The 16,530-nt window shown below is 70.7% G+C and carries 17 protein-coding genes and 1 pseudogene; 11 read left to right on the plus strand and 7 right to left on the minus strand.

Translation table 11 applies throughout. From position 1 onward, the window contains the following. Positions 1 to 19: 19 nt before the first annotated feature. Together WQ56_RS04205 and WQ56_RS04210 are read left to right on the plus strand one after the other, a co-directional pair. A complete protein-coding gene (locus WQ56_RS04205) occupies positions 20 to 577 on the plus strand; it encodes a GNAT family N-acetyltransferase (protein ID WP_047135929.1) in 558 nt (185 codons plus the stop codon). A 66-nt stretch (positions 578 to 643) separates the two neighbouring features. Continuing rightward, a complete protein-coding gene (locus WQ56_RS04210) occupies positions 644 to 2,914 on the plus strand; it encodes a thiamine pyrophosphate-dependent enzyme (RefSeq protein WP_047135813.1) in 2,271 nt (756 codons plus the stop codon). A 58-nt stretch (positions 2,915 to 2,972) separates the two neighbouring features. On the opposite strand, the gene WQ56_RS04215 is transcribed toward WQ56_RS04210, so the two are convergent. Continuing rightward, positions 2,973 to 3,479: an OmpA family protein gene (locus WQ56_RS04215; protein ID WP_052772831.1), complete on the minus strand. Its 507-nt coding sequence runs from the start codon at positions 3,477 to 3,479 to the stop codon at positions 2,973 to 2,975. Between the two features lie 458 nt (positions 3,480 to 3,937). Then, positions 3,938 to 4,816: a folate-binding protein YgfZ gene (locus tag WQ56_RS04220; RefSeq protein WP_047135814.1), complete on the minus strand. Its 879-nt coding sequence runs from the start codon at positions 4,814 to 4,816 to the stop codon at positions 3,938 to 3,940. A gap of 25 nt (positions 4,817 to 4,841) precedes the next feature. On the opposite strand from WQ56_RS04220, the gene WQ56_RS17945 reads away from it, so the two are divergent. The 9 genes and pseudogenes from WQ56_RS17945 (at position 4,842) to lolD (ending at position 11,461) form a co-directional block, all read left to right on the plus strand. After that, on the plus strand, positions 4,842 to 5,015 hold the full coding sequence (locus tag WQ56_RS17945) for a DUF1674 domain-containing protein (protein WP_082132192.1): 174 nt from the start codon (positions 4,842 to 4,844) through the stop codon (positions 5,013 to 5,015). Positions 5,016 to 5,100: 85 nt separating this feature from the next. Continuing rightward, positions 5,101 to 5,490, plus strand: coding sequence for a succinate dehydrogenase, cytochrome b556 subunit (sdhC, locus tag WQ56_RS04225; RefSeq protein WP_047135815.1), 390 nt, complete (start codon positions 5,101 to 5,103; stop codon positions 5,488 to 5,490). Continuing rightward, positions 5,487 to 5,900 (plus strand): succinate dehydrogenase, hydrophobic membrane anchor protein, encoded by a 414-nt coding sequence (sdhD, locus tag WQ56_RS04230; RefSeq protein WP_047135816.1) that lies wholly within the window; start codon positions 5,487 to 5,489, stop codon positions 5,898 to 5,900. Before sdhC ends, sdhD begins: the two co-directional genes overlap by 4 nt. 7 nt (positions 5,901 to 5,907) lie before the next feature. Continuing rightward, complete coding sequence (gene sdhA, locus WQ56_RS04235) at positions 5,908 to 7,695, plus strand: succinate dehydrogenase flavoprotein subunit (protein WP_047135817.1); 1,788 nt, start codon at positions 5,908 to 5,910, stop codon at positions 7,693 to 7,695. A gap of 15 nt (positions 7,696 to 7,710) precedes the next feature. Then, positions 7,711 to 8,496 carry a succinate dehydrogenase iron-sulfur subunit gene (locus tag WQ56_RS04240; RefSeq protein WP_047135818.1) on the plus strand — a complete coding sequence of 262 codons (786 nt, stop codon included), beginning with the start codon at positions 7,711 to 7,713 and terminating at the stop codon, positions 8,494 to 8,496. A 228-nt stretch (positions 8,497 to 8,724) separates the two neighbouring features. Beyond that, complete coding sequence (locus tag WQ56_RS04245) at positions 8,725 to 8,988, plus strand: succinate dehydrogenase assembly factor 2 (protein ID WP_047135819.1); 264 nt, start codon at positions 8,725 to 8,727, stop codon at positions 8,986 to 8,988. Then, positions 8,933 to 9,403 carry a hypothetical protein gene (locus WQ56_RS18500; RefSeq protein WP_156170310.1) on the plus strand — a complete coding sequence of 157 codons (471 nt, stop codon included), beginning with the start codon at positions 8,933 to 8,935 and terminating at the stop codon, positions 9,401 to 9,403. The genes WQ56_RS04245 and WQ56_RS18500 overlap by 56 nt, the downstream gene beginning before the upstream one ends. 69 nt (positions 9,404 to 9,472) lie before the next feature. Further along, on the plus strand, positions 9,473 to 10,714 hold the full coding sequence (locus tag WQ56_RS04255; RefSeq protein ID WP_047135820.1) for a lipoprotein-releasing ABC transporter permease subunit: 1,242 nt from the start codon (positions 9,473 to 9,475) through the stop codon (positions 10,712 to 10,714). Next, a pseudogene (gene lolD / locus WQ56_RS04260) lies at positions 10,707 to 11,461 on the plus strand (lipoprotein-releasing ABC transporter ATP-binding protein LolD). Before WQ56_RS04255 ends, lolD begins: the two are co-directional and overlap by 8 nt. Positions 11,462 to 11,668: 207 nt before the next feature. Here the strand turns inward: lolD and WQ56_RS04265 are convergent. Genes WQ56_RS04265 through WQ56_RS04285 form a run of 5 tightly spaced genes read right to left on the minus strand, consistent with a single transcriptional unit; the run spans position 11,669 to position 16,480 of the window. After that, on the minus strand, positions 11,669 to 12,598 hold the full coding sequence (locus tag WQ56_RS04265) for a DMT family transporter (protein ID WP_047135821.1): 930 nt from the start codon (positions 12,596 to 12,598) through the stop codon (positions 11,669 to 11,671). Then, positions 12,592 to 13,620, minus strand: coding sequence for a UDP-N-acetylmuramate dehydrogenase (gene murB, locus WQ56_RS04270; protein ID WP_047135932.1), 1,029 nt, complete (start codon positions 13,618 to 13,620; stop codon positions 12,592 to 12,594). Before murB ends, WQ56_RS04265 begins: the two co-directional genes overlap by 7 nt. A 7-nt stretch (positions 13,621 to 13,627) precedes the next feature. After that, complete coding sequence (locus WQ56_RS04275; RefSeq protein ID WP_047135822.1) at positions 13,628 to 14,680, minus strand: quinone-dependent dihydroorotate dehydrogenase; 1,053 nt, start codon at positions 14,678 to 14,680, stop codon at positions 13,628 to 13,630. 1 nt (position 14,681) lies between these two features. Further along, positions 14,682 to 14,948: a DUF4190 domain-containing protein gene (locus tag WQ56_RS04280; protein WP_047135823.1), complete on the minus strand. Its 267-nt coding sequence runs from the start codon at positions 14,946 to 14,948 to the stop codon at positions 14,682 to 14,684. Then, on the minus strand, positions 14,945 to 16,480 hold the full coding sequence (locus WQ56_RS04285) for an aldehyde dehydrogenase family protein (protein WP_047135824.1): 1,536 nt from the start codon (positions 16,478 to 16,480) through the stop codon (positions 14,945 to 14,947). The genes WQ56_RS04280 and WQ56_RS04285 overlap by 4 nt, the downstream gene beginning before the upstream one ends. Between the last annotated feature and the right edge of the window lie 50 nt (positions 16,481 to 16,530).

A 16,530-nucleotide genomic window follows, 5' to 3' on the forward strand; every position in this document is an offset into this window, starting at 1 on the left:
GCCCTGCACCATGCCCACGATGCCGTCGTCCGTTGCCTCGCCGATTCTCGAAACCGAACGCCTGATCCTGCGCCTGCCGCAGATCGGGGACTTCGACCGCTACGCCGAACTCCTGGCCGACGAGGATGCTGCGCGCCACATCGGCGGCCGCCAGCCGCGCGCGGCGGCGTGGCGCAAGTTCCTGCAGCAGCCCGGCGCCTGGGTGTTGCAGGGCTTCGGCATGTTCTCGGTCGTGGATCGGGCCGACGGTCGCTGGCTCGGCCAGCTGGGTCCCTGGCGCCCGGAAGGCTGGCCGGACAACGAGATCGGCTATGCATTCCACCCCGATGCCTGGGGCAGGGGGTACGCCACGGAGGCCGCGGTCGCGGCGATCGACTGGACGTTCGCGACGCTGCACTGGGACCGGATCATCCATTGCATCGATCCGGCAAACGCCGCGTCCCAGCAGGTAGCCCGGCGGCTCGGCTCGACCCGGCTGCGGTCGGCGCGGCTGCCGGCGCCGTTCGACGACCACGTCGTCGACGTCTGGGGCCAGACCCGCGTCCAATGGCGCGAGCACCGCAGGCGCTTCGCGTAGGACGGGCGCGGTCCGTCCTCGACGTCAACCAGACGGCGGGCCCGGCTCGCCCCACGAAGGTCCCCCATGTTCGCGACCGTTCCCACGCCGATCCCCGCCCGCATGAAGGGCCTCAACCGCGCCGAGATCTGCGACGCGAATTTCCAGCAGTTCGTCCGCGACTGGCGCGGTCCTGTGCGGACGCGTCCGGCCGACAACGCGCCAGTGCTGCCCGGCAGCGCGCTGGACGCGCGCGGCTTCGTCGAACTGCTCGAGTCGCAGCTGATCAGCCGGCACCTGGACCTGATGGCGCGCGTGCTGCGCGTACAGAACAAGGTCTTCTACACGATCGGCTCCAGCGGCCACGAGGGCAACGCGATGGTCGCGCGCCTGACCCGGCACACCGATCCCGCGTTCCTGCACTACCGCAGCGGCGGCTTCATGGCCGAACGGTTCCGCAAGCTGCCGGGCATGGATCCGGTGATGGACTCGGCGCTGTCGTTCGCGGCCAGCCGCGAGGACCCGGCCAGCGGCGGCCGCCACAAGGTCTGGGGCAGCAAGCCGCTGTGGGTGCTGCCGCAGACCTCGACGATCGCCTCGCACCTGCCCAAGGCCTTCGGCACCGCGGTGGCGATCGAGCAGGCGCGGCGCATCGGCCATGCGCTCCCGGTGCCCGACGACAGCATCGTCGTGTGCTCGTTCGGCGATGCGTCGAGCAACCACGCGACCGCGCAGACCGCGTTCAACGCCGCCGCCTGGACCGCCTACCAGAAGCTCCCGGCACCGGTGCTGTTCGTCTGCGAGGACAACGGCATCGGCATCTCGGTCAGGACGCCCGACGGCTGGATCGCGCGCAACTTCGCCCGGCGGCCGGACCTCGACTACTTCGCCGCCGACGGCCTCGACCTGGCATCGGGCTACGGCGAGGTCGAGCGCGCGGTCGCGCATTGCCGGCGCACGCGCCGGCCGACGTTCCTGCACCTGCGCACGACCCGGATCATGGGCCACGCCGGCACCGACTTCGAGATCGAATGGCGCCCGCTCGAGGAACTGTGCGCGGTCGAGGCGACCGACCCGCTGCTGCGCTCTGCGGCGATCGCGCTCGAATCCGGCGTGATGAGCGTCGATGCGCTGCTGGCGCTGTACGAGGACACGCGCGCGCGCTGCTTCGCCGCCGCGCACGACGCCGACCGCCGGCCGCGACTGGAGACGCTGGCCGAGGTCATGCAGCCGCTGGCGCCGTATTCCCCGGCGCAGGTCCAGGCCGAGGCTTCGCGCTTCGAGCATGCCGCGCAGCGCGCGGAGATCTTCGGCGGCGCGTCGAAGCTGCCCGAGGCGCAGCCGCCGCGGCACCTGGCGATCCAGATCAACCAGGCCCTGCATGACCTGTTCGCCAAGTATCCCGAGGCCCTGCTGTTCGGTGAGGACGTGGCGCAGAAGGGCGGCGTCTACACGGTCACCAAGGGGCTGCAGAAGGCGTTCGGCCCACGCCGGGTGTTCAACACGCTGCTCGACGAAACGATCGTGCTCGGGCTGGCGCAGGGCTACGCCAACATGGGGCTGCTGCCGCTGCCCGAGATCCAGTACCTGGCCTACTTCCACAACGCCGGCGACCAGATCCGAGGCGAGGCGGCGAGCCTGCAGTTCTTCAGCAACGGCCAGTACCGCAACCCGATGGTCGTGCGCATCGCCTCGCTGGGCTACCAGCGCGGCTTCGGCGGCCATTTCCACAACGACAACTCGGTCACCGCGCTGCGCGACATCCCCGGCCTCGTCGTCGGCTGCCCGTCGCGCGGCGACGACGCGGCGACGATGCTGCGCACGCTTGCCGCGCTGGCGAAGGTCGACGGCCGGGTCTGCGCGTTCCTCGAGCCGATCGCGCTGTACATGACCAAGGACCTCTACGCGCCCGGCGACGGCGGCTGGCTGACGGCGTACCCGCCGCCGGACCAGGCGATGGCCTTCGGCGAGGAGCGGGTGTACGCGCCCGAAGCGACCGATCTGCTGGTGCTGACGTTCGGCAACGGCGTGCCGATGAGCCTGCGCGCGGCGCGCACGATCGAGTCGGAGCGGGGCTGGCGCGTACGCGTGGTCGACCTGCGCTGGCTGCTGCCGCTCAACGAGGGCGCGATCGCGCGGCACGTGGCCGAATGCGACCGGGTGCTGGTCGTCGACGAGGGGCGGCGCAGCGCGGGCGTGGGCGAGGGCATCGTGACCGCGATCACCGAGGCCGGCTTCGGCGACCGGCCGCTGCGCCGGGTGGTCGGTGCCGATACGTTCACGCCGCTGGCCGGCGCGGCGTTCCTGGTGATCCCATCGGAGGCCGACATCGTCGCCGCGGCGTCGGCGATGGCCTGAAGGCGGAAACGGGACCGGCGCGCGACGCCGGTCCCGTCGTCCGCGGTGCGGCGCGGGCTCAGTCCGCGAAGCGGACCCGGACCTCGACGCGACGGTTCGGCGCGAGGCAGTCGATCAGCGCCTGGCCGCGCTCGGTGCGGCATTCGACGACCGGCTCCACGTCGCCCCGGCCGACCGCGGTGATCCGGTCCGCCGGCACGCCATGCTCGACCAGATAGCCGCGCACGGCCTCGGCGCGCTGGTTGGACAGCCGCATGTTGCCCTTGGCGTTGCCGATGCGGTCGCTGTGGCCGATGACGTGGACGATCTCCACCCGGTGGGCGCTGCCCGAGAGCCGGGCGGCGATCGCGTCGAGCGCAGTGCGCCCGTCGGGGCTGAGGTCGCGGATGCTCGCCTTGCCGAAGGCGAACAGCCCGTCGGCATCGAGCTTCTCGACGAACGAGCTCGACGGCGGGGGTGGAGACTGCGGTACAGGGTCCTGCGCCGGCGGCGTGGACGAGCAGGCCGCGAGCGTGAACGAGACGACGGACGCGGCGAAGGCCGCGGACAGCATGTTGCGCTTCATGACATTCCCTTTGAGCTTTCCAGTTCCCCTGTCGCCGGACCGCAGCCGGTCCGGCGACTGCTTTGACATCCCCCGGACGCCTGCGCGTCCTGTCGCGGCGGAGCATAGCAGCCGCGCATGGCATGAAAAGGGGGAGGAGTCTCCGAAGTGTGGGATAGCAATCCCACTTCGGATAGGCAGCGGCCAGCCGGCCGGAAGCCGCTCTTCCCTCGGTCAGGACCGCTCGCGGTCCGGCCACGCGAAGCACGCGTGGCGTTCGCATGGTTGCGCGGCATGCCGCGCAAGCAGAGCGGACTCACCCATGGCGCGCTTGACGCGGCCACCGGCCGTCAGCCCGCTGCTGGAGACCTTTGGATTCTGGCTTCTGATGGACGCAGATTCGCCCGCTGGAAGAAGGCGGGGCCCTCCGTGCGTTGCGCCGTTGAGCGCATAAAAGCTGGAAAAGACAGGGAGCTCGTTCAGCGCGCCAGGCCGTCGAGCAGTGGCACCGCGGTCGCCGGGTGCTCGTCGACCGTCATCGTCACGGTGCCCGTATCCAGCGGCAGTACCGCGAGCTGGACGTCCGTCGAGACGGCGACGATCCGGCCGGCCGGCTGCCCGTCGGCGACCACGTCCTGGCCGGGTTGCGCGGTCGATGCGCCGTGCAGTGCGACCAGGCCGCGCTTGCTCTGGCCCAGGAAGTGCGTGCGCGCGACGATCTCCTGGCCGGGGTAGCAGCCCTTCCTGACGCTGTAGGCGCGCAGCCGGTCGAGCCCGAGCTGCTGCGGCGTCCAGCGCTCGGCCTCGCCGGCCGGCAGCCGCGGCAGGCCATGGGCGAGGTCGATCGCGCGCCAGCGTGCTTCGGCCTCGACCGCCGTCGCAGCGGTCGGCGCGGCATCGGGTGCGTCCGGTCGGCGCGGCGCCAGGCGCAGCGTGCGCGGCTGCGTCGGCACGCCGAGGTCGAGTTCGGCCGCCTCGCCGTCGAACGCCGCGCGGGCGCCGCTCGCCGCCGACGGCGCGGCGAAGCGACCCGTGACCACGGCATCCTCGATCGAGATCGCGACCTTGCTGCGGAATACGAATCGTTTCAGCGCGGCCGCGAACGCGTCGGGCTCGGCATCGAGCAGGACGAGGTCCAGCGTCTGTGCATCGCGTCGCAGCAGCGCGAACAGCGCGATCGTGCGGCCCTTGGGCGTCAGCCAGCCGCTCCATTGCCAGTGGCCGTCGGCGAGGACGGCGACGTCGTTCATGAACTGGGCCTGCGCGAACGCGAGCGCGTCGCGTCCCGAAAGGCGCAGGACGTGCAGGCCGGAAAGGGCGAAATCTGCGTCGGGAGTGGAATGCGGCTTGTCTACCATGGGTGTGGGAACTAAAATTGAACGAATGATCACCCCGGACATCATAGGCGACGACGCGGCAACGCCGCGGCCGGAACCGGCGGTCACGCCCGTTCCGGCACCCGAGCCGGAGCCCGCGGTCGAGATCGGGGGCCGCGACGGCCTCGATCCCACCCGCTACGGCGACTGGGAAAAGAACGGCCGCTGCATCGATTTCTGATCGCCGCCGCATCGCATCGGCGCGAGCGGCCCTGTGTACCACCAGCCACGCGGCGCGACGCCGCCAGCGAGGAGACCAGCCAGCAATGGCACATCCCAACCGTCCTCTGTCGCCGCATCTGCAGGTCTATCGACCCCAGATGACCTCGACCATGTCCATCCTCCACCGCATCACCGGCGTCTCGCTGGCGGTCGGCGGCATTTCCCTGGTGTGGTGGCTGATGTCCATCGCCGCAGGCGGCGAAGCCTACGAATTCGCCTCCCGGCAGTGGGCCTCGCCGATGGGCCTGATCTTCCTGTTCGGCTTCACGCTGGCGTTGATCTACCACCTGCTCAACGGCATCCGGCACCTGCTGTGGGATGCGGGCTGGGGCTTCGAGATTCCGAAGGCGTACGCCTCGGGCTACGCGGTGTTCGTGGTCGGCTTCCTGATCACCGGCCTCATCTGGTTCGTCGGCCTGCGGGGTGCGGCATGAGCGGCGGCGGTGGCGAGACCTCGCGCGCGGTGCCGCTGCGCACGCCGGTCAAGCGCGCCCAGGGCCTGGGCTCGGGCAAGTCGGGCACGGCGCACTTCTGGAAGCAGCGGGTCACCGCGATCATCCTGGTGCCGCTGGTCGTCTGGTTCGTGCTGACGCTGCTGTCGCTGGTCGGCGCGGAGCTGGAGACGGCGCGCGCGATCGTCGCGCGGCCGTGGAACGCGATCCTGTTCTCGATCTTCCTGGTCACGCTGTTCTGGCACGCCAAGCTCGGCCTGCAGGTGGTCATCGAGGACTACGTGCACAAGCGGTCCATCGAGCTGGCCCTCCAGCTGCTCGTGACCTTCCTCTGCGGGCTCGGCGCCATCGCCTCGCTGTACGCGATCGCCCGCATCGCCTTCACTGCCTGAGTCCGCGATGACCGCTTACCCGATTACCGAACACAAGTACGACATGATCGTCGTCGGCGCCGGCGGCGCCGGCCTGCGCGCGACCTTCGGCCTGGCCCACAAGGGCCTGCAGACCGCGTGCCTGACCAAGGTCTTCCCGACCCGTTCGCACACCGTCGCCGCGCAGGGCGGCATCTCGGCCGCGCTCGGCAACATGGGCGAGGACGACTGGCGCTTCCACTTCTACGACACGATCAAGGGCTCGGACTGGCTGGGCGACCAGGACGCCATCCAGTACATGTGCCGCGAGGCGATCCCGGCGATCATCGAGCTCGAGCACCAGGGCGTGCCGTTCTCGCGCACCAAGGAAGGCAAGATCTACCAGCGCCCGTTCGGCGGCATGACCACGCACTACGGCCAGGGCATCGCCCAGCGCACGTGCGCGGCCGCCGACCGCACCGGCCACGCGATCTTGCACACGCTCTACCAGCAGTCGCTCAAGCACGACGCGCGCTTCTTCGTGGAGTACTTCGCGCTCGACCTGATCATGGACGAGGAGGGCGCCTGCCGCGGCGTGCTTGCGCTCGACATGGCCGAGGGCACGCTGCACCTGTTCCGCGCCCAGGGCGTGGTGCTGGCGACCGGCGGCTACGGCCGCGCCTATTTCTCGGCGACCTCGGCGCACACCTGCACCGGCGACGGCGGCGGCATGGCGCTGCGCGCAGGCCTCGGCCTGCAGGACATGGAGTTCGTGCAGTTCCACCCGACCGGCATCTACGGCGCGGGCTGCCTGATCACCGAGGGCGTCCGAGGCGAGGGCGGCATCCTGCGCAACGCCAGCGGCGAGCGCTTCATGGAGCGCTACGCGCCCAACGCCAAGGACCTGGCCTCGCGCGACGTGGTCAGCCGTTCGATGACGATGGAGATCCGCGAGGGGCGCGGCGTCGGCGAGCACCAGGACCACATCCACCTCGACCTGACCCACCTCGACCCGGCCGACATCCACAAGAAGCTGCCCGGCATCGCGGAGAGCGCGCGGATCTTCGCCGGCGTCGACGTCGAGAAGCAGCCGATCCCGGTGATCCCGACCGTCCACTACAACATGGGCGGCATCCCGACCAACTACCACGGCGAAGTCGTGCAGTTGAAGGACGGCAACCCAGATGCCGTGGTGCCGGGCCTGTACGCGATCGGCGAGGCGGCCTGCGTGTCGGTGCACGGCGCCAACCGCCTGGGCTCCAATTCGCTGCTCGACCTGGTGGTGTTCGGCCGCGCGGTGGCCAACCGCTGCGCCGAGACGATCAAGCCCGACGCGCGCCACAAGCCGCTGCCGGCCGACGCCTGCGACAAGTCGCTGGCCCGCCTGGACAAGCTGCGCAATGCCAACGGCGACACCGCGACCGCGGTGATCCGCGACCGCATGCAGCGCACGATGCAGAACGACGCGGCGGTGTTCCGCACCAGCGAGACGCTCAAGCAGGGCGTGGACAAGATCCGCGAGATCCATGCCTCGTTCGCCGACGTCAAGGTCAGCGACCGCTCGATGGTCTGGAATTCCGACCTGATCGAGACGCTCGAGCTGGAGAACCTGCTGGGCCAGGCGCTGGTGACGATCGTCTCGGCCGAGAACCGCAAGGAATCGCGCGGCGCGCACGCCCACGAAGACTATCCCGACCGCGACGACGAGAACTGGCACAAGCACACGCTGTGCTGGGCGGACGACGCCGGCAACACGAAGATCGACTACCGTCCGGTGCACATGTACACGCTCGACGACGAAGTCGAGGTCGTGCCCCCCAAAGCACGCGTCTACTGAGCCGGGAGACCCCACATGGCCGAATTCACGCTCCCGAAGAACTCCAAGATCAAGAAGGGCCGGCACTTCCCGGTCGCGCCGGGTGCCAAGCGCACGCGCACGTTCAAGATCTACCGCTGGAATCCCGATTCCGGCGAAACGCCGAGTACCGACACCTACGAGATCGATCTCGACAAGTGCGGGCCGATGGTCCTGGACGCGCTGATCAAGATCAAGAACGAGATCGATCCGACGCTGACGTTCCGCCGGTCCTGCCGCGAGGGCATCTGCGGCTCGTGCGCGATGAACATCGACGGCACGAACACGCTGGCGTGCACGCGCGCGATCGACGACTGCAAGAAGAGCGAGGTGCCGATCTACCCGCTGCCGCACATGAGCGTGGTCAAGGACCTGGTGCCCGATCTCACGCACTTCTACGCGCAGTACGCCTCGATCCAGCCGTGGATCCGCACGCAGAGCGCGGCGCCGCCGGATCGCGAGCGGCTGCAGTCGCCGGAGGACCGCGACAAGCTCGATGGCCTCTACGAGTGCATCCTGTGCGCGTGCTGCTCGACCAGCTGCCCGAGCTACTGGTGGAACGGCGAACGCTACCTGGGCCCGGCGATCCTGCTGCAGGCCTACCGCTGGATCATCGACAGCCGCGACGAGGACACCGGCGCGCGCCTGGACGACCTGGAAGACCCGTTCAAGCTCTACCGCTGCCACACGATCATGAATTGCGCGCGGACCTGTCCGAAGGGGCTGAATCCGGCCAAGGCGATCGGCGAGATCAAGCGCCTGATGCTCGTGCGGCATGGGTGAGCGAGCGCGCCAAACCGACGCCTCAGCGTCGGTTGCGCTCGCGAACGCCCGCACACGGAAGTGCGGACCGGCCGCTCCGGCGCCGGCGATGCCCCGCCATGGATGGCATGGGAATTTCCTCATGAAATGGGAGCGCCAAGCTCGCGAGTTCCCGTACATGGGTATGCAAGCCGGCCGTTCCGGAGCCGCCCCCGACCGATCGGCCCGGGCCTGCCAAGCAGCGCGCCGATGACCGCTCAGGACGACACCACCGAACTGCGACGCCTGCGCTGGCGCAGCCGCCGCGGCATGCGCGAGCTCGACCGGCTGTTCGAACGCTGGCTCGACCGTTGCTGGGCGGCGTCTTCCGAGGCCGAGCGGGCGGTTTTCCGACGGTTGCTGGAATGCGAGGACGATAGGCTGTGGAAGTGGTTCCTCGGCCATGAGCGTTCCGCGGATGCGCAACTCGACGCCCTCGTCCAATCGATCCGGGCCCTCCCGCCCGATCCCTGAGTTCCAGGCCCGCCTGCACTGGCGGCCGTCCTGTCTGCTGCGGGCGGCGCTGGCGCTGCTCACGGCGGCGGCCTGCCTGTCGCTGCTGCTCGCGGAATTGCCTCGACCGGCGTGCTGGCTGGGCATCGCGTGCGTACTGGCTGCCGGCGTCCGCGCGCTCGTGCGCGAGTCGCGGTGCCCGCCGCGCCAGGTGGTCGTGCAGGCCCCGGGACGCATCCTGCTCGACGGTCGGCCGCTCGAAGCGCCGTGCCTGCAATGGCGCGGCCCGATCGTGCGCCTGGCCTGGCGCGAGGGCCGGCGCACGCATTCGCTGCTGTGGTGGCCCGATACGCTGCGCGCGCCGCAGCGCCGTGAACTGCGTCTGGCCGCAGCGTCACCGGCACAGCCACGCCGGGCGGAATCGATGGCACCATAGCCGCTGCCCGGCGGGACGGGTATGGCGATGGCGACATCGCGGACGTCCCGCATCCATCGACGGACGCCCATGCTCAGACCCATACCCGCCGCCATCGGACTGCGTTACCTGCGGGCGAAACGGCGCAACGGCTTCATCTCCTTCATCTCCCTCGCTTCGATCCTCGGCATCGCCATCGGCGTGACCGTCCTCATCACCACGCTCGCGGTGATGAGCGGCTTCCAGAAGGAAATCCGCGACCGCATGCTCGGCATGGTCGCGCACGCGACGATCAGTGCCGACGGCGACACGCTGCACAACTGGGCGCGCGCGGTCGAGGTCGCCCGCGAGGATGCGCGCGTGGCGGGCGCTGCGCCCTACGTCGACACCCAGGCGCTGCTGCGCGGGCGCCGCAACGAACCGGCGGCAGTGCGCGCGATCTCGCCCGAGGACGAGGGCGAGGTGTCCGACCTGGCCACCTCGATGGTCGTCGGCCAGCTGTCGGACCTGCAGCCGGGCAGCTTCAACATCGTGCTCGGCCGCGAACTCGCGCTGTGGCTGGGCGTCGGGGTCGGCGACAGCGTCATCGTGACCACCGATTTCCAGGTCACGCCGATGGGCGCGGTGCCGCAGCTCAAGCGCTTCACCGTCAGCGGCCTGTTCGAGGCCGGCTACCAGGACTTCGACCGCCGGCTGGCGGTGGTGAACCTGCAGGACGCGCAGCGGCTGCTGCGCATCGGCGACGGCGTGACCGGCGTGCGGCTGAAGCTGCACGACATGGACCTCGCGCAGCAGGTCACGCGCGATCTGGTGCACCGCCTGGGCGGCGTCTACCGGGTCAGCGACTGGAGCAGCGAGAACGCGAACATGTTCCGCGCGCTCAAGCTCGAGAAGACGATGATCGGCATTCTGCTGTCGCTGATCATCGTGATGGGCTCGTTCAACCTCGTCGCCTCGCAGGTCAGCCTGGTCACCGACAAGCAGGCCGACATCGCGATCCTGCGTACGCTCGGGCTCACGCCCGGCGGCGTCATGCAGGTGTTCATGGTGCAGGGCACGATGATCGGCGTCATCGGCACGGTGCTCGGCATCACCGGCGGCCTGCTGCTGACCTTCAACCTGGAACACATCCTGCGCGCGCTCGAACGGCTGTTCGGCGTGGTGCTGATGCCCGAGGACGTCTACTACGTGACCGGACTGCCGATCGACCTGCAGGTCAGCGACGTGGCGATGATCGCCGGCGTCGCACTGACGATGGCGTTCCTGGCCACGATCTACCCGGCCTGGCGCGCTGCGCGCACCGCACCGGCGGAGGCGCTGCGCTATGAGTGAGCGGGATTCGGCATCGGGGCATCGGGGTTCGGCGCCGTCGCCCGCGGACGCGGCCGGCGAGGTGTTGCGTGCCGAGGGGCTGGGCAAGACCTACGCCGAGGGCAAGCTGCGCACGCCGGTGTTCGAGGGCCTGGACCTGCGCGTGGCCGAGGGCGAGACCGTCGCGATCATCGGCGCCTCGGGCGCCGGCAAGAGCACGCTGCTGCACCTGCTCGGCGGGCTCGACGTGCCGACCAGCGGCGAGGTCTACGTCGCCGGCCAGCGCATGAGCGCGCTGTCGAACGCCGCGCGCGGCACGCTGCGCAACCGGGCGCTGGGCTTCGTCTACCAGTTCCACCACCTGCTGCCCGAGTTCACCGCGCTCGAGAACGTGATGCTGCCGGCGGTGCTCAACGGCGCCAGCGATACCGACGCGACCCGCGCGCGCGCGGGCTGCTGGAGTCGGTCGGGCTGGGCCACCGCTTGGGCCACAAGCCCGGCGAACTGTCGGGCGGCGAGCGCCAGCGCGCCGCGGTCGCGCGTGCACTGGTGAACCGTCCGGCCTGCGTGCTCGGCGACGAGCCGACCGGCAACCTCGACGAGCGCACCGCTGCGACCGTGTTCGAACTGATGCTCGAGCTCAACCGCGCCCAGCGCACGAGCCTGGTGCTGGTGACCCACGACCGGCGGCTCGCCGCCAGGCTCGACCGCGTGCTCGAGCTGCACCAGGGCCGCCTGCGCGAAGTCGACCGGGCCGGCCTGTCCTGACACGGCATTGGTCGGCGCGCGCTTCGCGCGCGATGCGGTCGACCCGGGAATGCCCAGCACCTCGCCTGCGCATACGCAGGCGCAGAATCGTAGGAGCGCGCTTGCGCGCGATGGGCTTGTGAGGCGATGCCCCATCGCGCGCAAGCGCGCTCCTACGGTGTGTGGCGTTTTGGTCGGGCGGACCCGCGCACCCCGTCCCGGCACGCCTCACTCGCTGGGCTTGGCGGCCTGGGCGGGACGTTGCGAGGCGGCGCGGCGCGCGAGCACCGCTTCGCGGTGGGCGATGTAGCCGTTGGCGCCGAACACGATCGCCGCGCCGATCATCGTCCACAGATCGATCGTCTCGCCGAACAGCCACCAGCCGAACAGCACCACGATCGGCAACTGCACGAAGCTGATCGGCTGCAAGGCCGAGACCTCGCCCAGGCGCAGTGCCCGCGTCCACAGCCACTGACCGAGGGTGCCGAGCACGCCCGTCGCCAGCAGCCACAGCCAGGCGACCGGGTCGGGCCACACCCACTGGAACAGCGCCGGCACCAGCGACAGCGGCACCCACAGCAGGTAGGTGTAGAAGACGATCGTGTCGGGCGGATCGATCTTCGACAGCTGCTTCATCTGGATCGCGACCAGCGCCGCGAGCAGGGCGCCGAGCACCGGGATCAGCATCGGCGCCGAGAACGCCACGCCCGGGCGCAGGATCACCAGCACGCCGACGAAGCCCGCCGACACCGCCATCCAGCGCCGCACGCGCACGATCTCGCCCAACCACAGCACCGCGGCGATGGTGGCGAACAGCGGCGCGGCGTACGACAGCGAGATCGCCTGCGACAGCGGCAGGTGGCCGATCGCCCAGAACGCGCACAGCATCGAACCCAGGCCGACGAGCGTGCGCACCACGTAGCGGCCGAGATGCTGCGTGCGCGGGATGCCGCCACCGGCGTGCAGCAGGATCGGCAGTAGCGCGAGCAGGCCGAAGAAGTTGCGGAAGAACGCGACCTCGGTCGTCGGGACGGTCGCCGACGCGAAACGGATCGCGATCGCCATCAGCGCGAAGGCCGACGTGCTGCCAAGCATCAGCAGCGCTGCCTGGCCGGATGCCGAGGACGGCTGCCAGCGTCGCGCCGCGCCGCTCACCATGCCGCACCCACGATGCGCGGTTCGGGCGCCAGCGCCACGCCGAAGCGCGCCTGGACCGAGTCCGCGATGCGCCGGGCCAGCGCCAGCAGGTCGCGGCCATGCGCGCGGCCGTGGTTGACCAGCACCAGCGCGTGGCCGGCCGAGACCCCGGCGTCGCCGTCGCGGTGGCCCTTCCAGCCGCAGCGGTCGATCAGCCAGGCGGCCGAGAGCTTGCGGCGACCGTCGTTGACCGGGAACACCGGCAGGTCGGGATGCGTCTCGCGCAGCGCCGCCGCGGTGGCGGCATCGACGATCGGGTTCTTGAAGAAGCTGCCGGCGTTGCCGATCACGGCCGGGTCGGGCAGCTTGCTGCGCCGGATCGCGATCACCGCCTCTGCGACATGGGACGGCGTCGGCGCGGCGACACCGCGCGCGGCGAGCGCGTCGCGGATGCCCGCGTAGTCGAGCACCGGTGCGGCCCGGCGCGAGAGCGCGAACGTGACCGCGGTGACGATCCAGCGGTCGGGCGTCTGCTTGAACACGCTGTCGCGGTAGCCGAACCCGCAGGCGGCCGCGTCGAGCGACACGGGCGCGCCGCGTTGGCGGTCGAAGGCCTCGACCGCATGGATGCGGTCGGCGACTTCGACGCCATAGGCGCCGATGTTCTGGATCGGCGCCGCGCCGACGGTGCCGGGAATCAGCGCCAGGTTCTCGAGGCCGCCCAGGCCCTGCGCCAGCGTCCACATCACCACGTCGTGCCAGGAGGCGCCGGCCGCCGTGCGCACGTGCGCGGCGACGCCGTCGTCGGCGACGATCGCGCGTCGCGCGTCGGCGATCGCCAGCACCGCATCGACGTCGTCGACGAACAGCAGGTTGCTGCCGCCCCCGAGCACCAGCGGGCAGGCCGGGCCGAGCGCCGCGAGCGCCTCCGGCAGTGCCGCAACGTCGTCCACCTCGAGCAGCCGGCGTGCCTGCGCCGGGACGCCGAAAGTGTTGCGGGTGCGCAGGTCGACGCGTTCGCGCAGACAGAAGGGGATGGACATCGGCAACTCAGAGATCGGACACGGTGCCGCGGCTGGGCGCCTCGCGGCGCCGGCGGATCGCCTCGACGCATTCGCCGACCAGCGCCGGGCCGCGGTACACCAGGCCCGAATAGACCTGGACCAGCGACGCGCCGGCCGCCATCTTGGTGGCCGCGTCGGCGCCGCAGACGATGCCGCCCACGCCGACCAGCGGGATGCGCTCGGGCAGCCGCGTGCGCAGCTTGCGCAGCACCGCGGTCGCCCGGTCCATCAGCGGCTCGCCCGACAGGCCGCCGGCCTGTCCGGCAGTGGCGTCGGCCTCGACGCCGGCGCGCGAGATCGTGGTGTTGGTCGCGATGACGCCGTCGACCGACAGGTCGCCGAGCACCCGGGCCGCCGCCTCGATGTCGCCGTCGTCGAGGTCGGGTGCGATCTTCACCAGCACCGGCACGCGGCGCCCGTGCTGCGCCGCCAGCCGTTCCTGCGCCTCGCGCAGCGTGCCCACCAGGCGTCGCAGCGCCTGCTCCTCCTGCAGTTCGCGCAGGCCCGCGGTGTTGGGCGAGGAGATGTTGACGGTGACGTAGTCGGCCAGCGGGTAGACCCGCTCCAGGCAGAACAGGTAGTCGTCGGCGGCGGCCTCGTTGGGCGTGTCCTTGTTCTTGCCGATGTTGATGCCCAGCACGCCGTCGCGCTGCGCGCGCCCGACGTTGGCGACCAGCGCATCGACGCCCCGGTTGTTGAAGCCCAGCCGGTTGATCAGCGCCCGGTGCTGCGGCAGCCGGAACATCCGCGGCTTCGGGTTGCCGTCCTGCGGGCGCGGCGTGACCGTGCCGATCTCGACGAAGCCGAAGCCCAGCGCGAACAGCGCGTCGATGTGCGCGCCGTCCTTGTCCAGCCCGGCGGCCAGGCCGACCGGGTTGGGGAAGCGCAGGCCGAAGACCTCGGTCGGCAGCGGCGCCGGCGCGCCGCCGAGCATCGACGTCAGGCCGGCGCGGTGCGCGGCATCGAGCGCGGCCAGCGTCAGGCCATGGGCGCGCTCGGCATCGAGCCGGAACAGCAGCGGGCGTGCGAGTCCGTACATGTCAGCTCGCCGTTCCGAGCCAGACCAGCCCGCCGAAGAATAGCAGCAGCACCGCGATGCCGACGAGCGTCGCGGCGAACTGCACGTAGCCCAGCACCAGGCCGGCGACGGCCATGCCGTCGCCGTCGAGCTCGGGCGTGCGGCGGATCTCCGCGCGGGCCAGGTGGCCGGTGATCACGGCCACCAGGCTGCCCAGCCACGGCAGCAGGCTCCAGCCCAGCAGGCCGCAGACCAGGCTGGTGACCGCCAGGGGGCTGGTCCGTCTCACAGGTCGAACTTGATGCCCTGGGCCAGGGGCAGCGCGTCGGAGTAGTTGATGGTGTTGGTCTGCCGGCGCATGTAGGCGCGCCAGGCGTCGGAGCCTGATTCGCGGCCGCCGCCGGTCTCCTTCTCGCCGCCGAACGCGCCGCCGATCTCGGCGCCCGAGGTGCCGATGTTGACGTTGGCGATGCCGCAGTCCGAACCGCGTGCCGAGAGGAACCGCTCGGACGCCTTGAGGTCGTTGGTGAAGATCGCCGACGACAGGCCCTGCGGCACGTCGTTCTGCATGTCGATCGCCTCGTCGAGGTTCTCGTACTTCATGACGTAGAGGATCGGCGCGAAGGTCTCGGTCTGCACGACCTCGGCGTCGTTCGACAGGCCGGTGACGATCGTCGGCAGCACGAAGAAGCCCTTGCGGTCGTCGAGCGCCTGTCCGCCGCTCTCGATCGTGCCGCCCGCGGCCTTCGCCTTTTCGATCGCCGCCAGATACGCCTCCACCGCCTCGCGCGAGTTCAGCGGGCCCATCAGGTTGGCCGCGTCGGTGGGATCGCCGATCCGCGACTCGACCTGCGCGTAGGCGGTCTTGAGCTTGGCCAGCACGTCGTCGAAGATCGAGGCGTGCACGAACAGCCGGCGCGTGGTCGTGCAGCGCTGGCCGGCGGTGCCGACCGCGCCGAACACGATCGCCGGGATCGCCAGCTTCAGATCGGCGGAAGGGTCCACGATGATCGCGTTGTTGCCGCCGAGCTCGAGCAGCGAGCGGCCCATGCGACGCGCGACGCGCTCGCCGACCATGCGGCCGACCCGGGTCGAACCGGTGAAGCTGACCAGCGCGATGCGCCGGTCGTCGACGAAGGCCTGGGCGAGGTCGCTGCCGGCGTCGTTGAACAGGAAGAAGATGTCCGGGAAACCACCGGCGCGGAGCGCCTCGTTGCAGATCTTCATCGACGCGATCGCCGACAGCGGCGTCTTCGGCGACGGCTTCCAGATCGTGACGTTGCCGCAGACCGCGGCGACGAAGCTGTTCCAGGCCCAGACCGCGACCGGGAAGTTGAACGCGCTGATCACGCCGACCAGGCCCAGCGGGTGCCACTGCTCGTACATGCGGTGGCCGGGGCGCTCGGAATGCATCGTCAGGCCGTAGAGCTGGCGCGACAGACCGACGGCGAACTCGCCGATGTCGATCATCTCCTGCACCTCGCCGTCGCCCTCGGGCTTGGACTTGCCCATCTCCAGCGCGACCAGCGAGCCGAGCGCGTCCTTGTGCGTGCGCAGCGCCTCGGCGCACAGCCGGATCGCCTCGCCGCGGCGCGGGGCCGGCGTCGCGCGCCACTCGCGGAATGCGGCCTGGGCGCGGGTCACGAGGGTCTCGTAGTCGGCCTGCGAGGTCGCCAGCACCTGCGCCAGCGACTCGCCGCTGGCCGGGTTCACCGGCGACAGCGTGCCGGCGCCGGCGCCCTGCGCCCATTCGCCGTTGCCAAGGTAGGTGCCCGATTCGGTGGCATCGAGGCCGAGCGCGGTGAGGACGGGATGGGACATCGCGGAAAGCTCCTGGTATGCGCCGGCGCCGCGCGGGGCGGCGATGGCGA

This window comes from Luteimonas sp. FCS-9, assembly GCF_001014645.1.
Taxonomy (GTDB): domain Bacteria; phylum Pseudomonadota; class Gammaproteobacteria; order Xanthomonadales; family Xanthomonadaceae; genus Luteimonas.

Coding starts and splice junctions, on each gene's coding strand:
- sdhA (WP_047135817.1), top strand. CDS start 5,908: ATGACCGCTTACCCGATTACCGAACACAAGTACGACATGATCGTCGTC.
- WQ56_RS04210 (WP_047135813.1), top strand. CDS start 644: ATGTTCGCGACCGTTCCCACGCCGATCCCCGCCCGCATGAAGGGCCTC.
- WQ56_RS04220 (WP_047135814.1), bottom strand. CDS start 4,816: ATGGTAGACAAGCCGCATTCCACTCCCGACGCAGATTTCGCCCTTTCC.
- WQ56_RS04275 (WP_047135822.1), bottom strand. CDS start 14,680: ATGTACGGACTCGCACGCCCGCTGCTGTTCCGGCTCGATGCCGAGCGC.
- sdhD (WP_047135816.1), top strand. CDS start 5,487: ATGAGCGGCGGCGGTGGCGAGACCTCGCGCGCGGTGCCGCTGCGCACG.
- WQ56_RS17945 (WP_082132192.1), top strand. CDS start 4,842: ATGATCACCCCGGACATCATAGGCGACGACGCGGCAACGCCGCGGCCG.
- sdhC (WP_047135815.1), top strand. CDS start 5,101: ATGGCACATCCCAACCGTCCTCTGTCGCCGCATCTGCAGGTCTATCGA.
- WQ56_RS04255 (WP_047135820.1), top strand. CDS start 9,473: ATGCTCAGACCCATACCCGCCGCCATCGGACTGCGTTACCTGCGGGCG.
- WQ56_RS04215 (WP_052772831.1), bottom strand. CDS start 3,479: ATGAAGCGCAACATGCTGTCCGCGGCCTTCGCCGCGTCCGTCGTCTCG.
- WQ56_RS04285 (WP_047135824.1), bottom strand. CDS start 16,480: ATGTCCCATCCCGTCCTCACCGCGCTCGGCCTCGATGCCACCGAATCG.
- WQ56_RS04245 (WP_047135819.1), top strand. CDS start 8,725: ATGACCGCTCAGGACGACACCACCGAACTGCGACGCCTGCGCTGGCGC.
- WQ56_RS04265 (WP_047135821.1), bottom strand. CDS start 12,598: ATGGTGAGCGGCGCGGCGCGACGCTGGCAGCCGTCCTCGGCATCCGGC.
- murB (WP_047135932.1), bottom strand. CDS start 13,620: ATGTCCATCCCCTTCTGTCTGCGCGAACGCGTCGACCTGCGCACCCGC.
- WQ56_RS18500 (WP_156170310.1), top strand. CDS start 8,933: ATGCGCAACTCGACGCCCTCGTCCAATCGATCCGGGCCCTCCCGCCCG.
- WQ56_RS04205 (WP_047135929.1), top strand. CDS start 20: ATGCCGTCGTCCGTTGCCTCGCCGATTCTCGAAACCGAACGCCTGATC.
- WQ56_RS04240 (WP_047135818.1), top strand. CDS start 7,711: ATGGCCGAATTCACGCTCCCGAAGAACTCCAAGATCAAGAAGGGCCGG.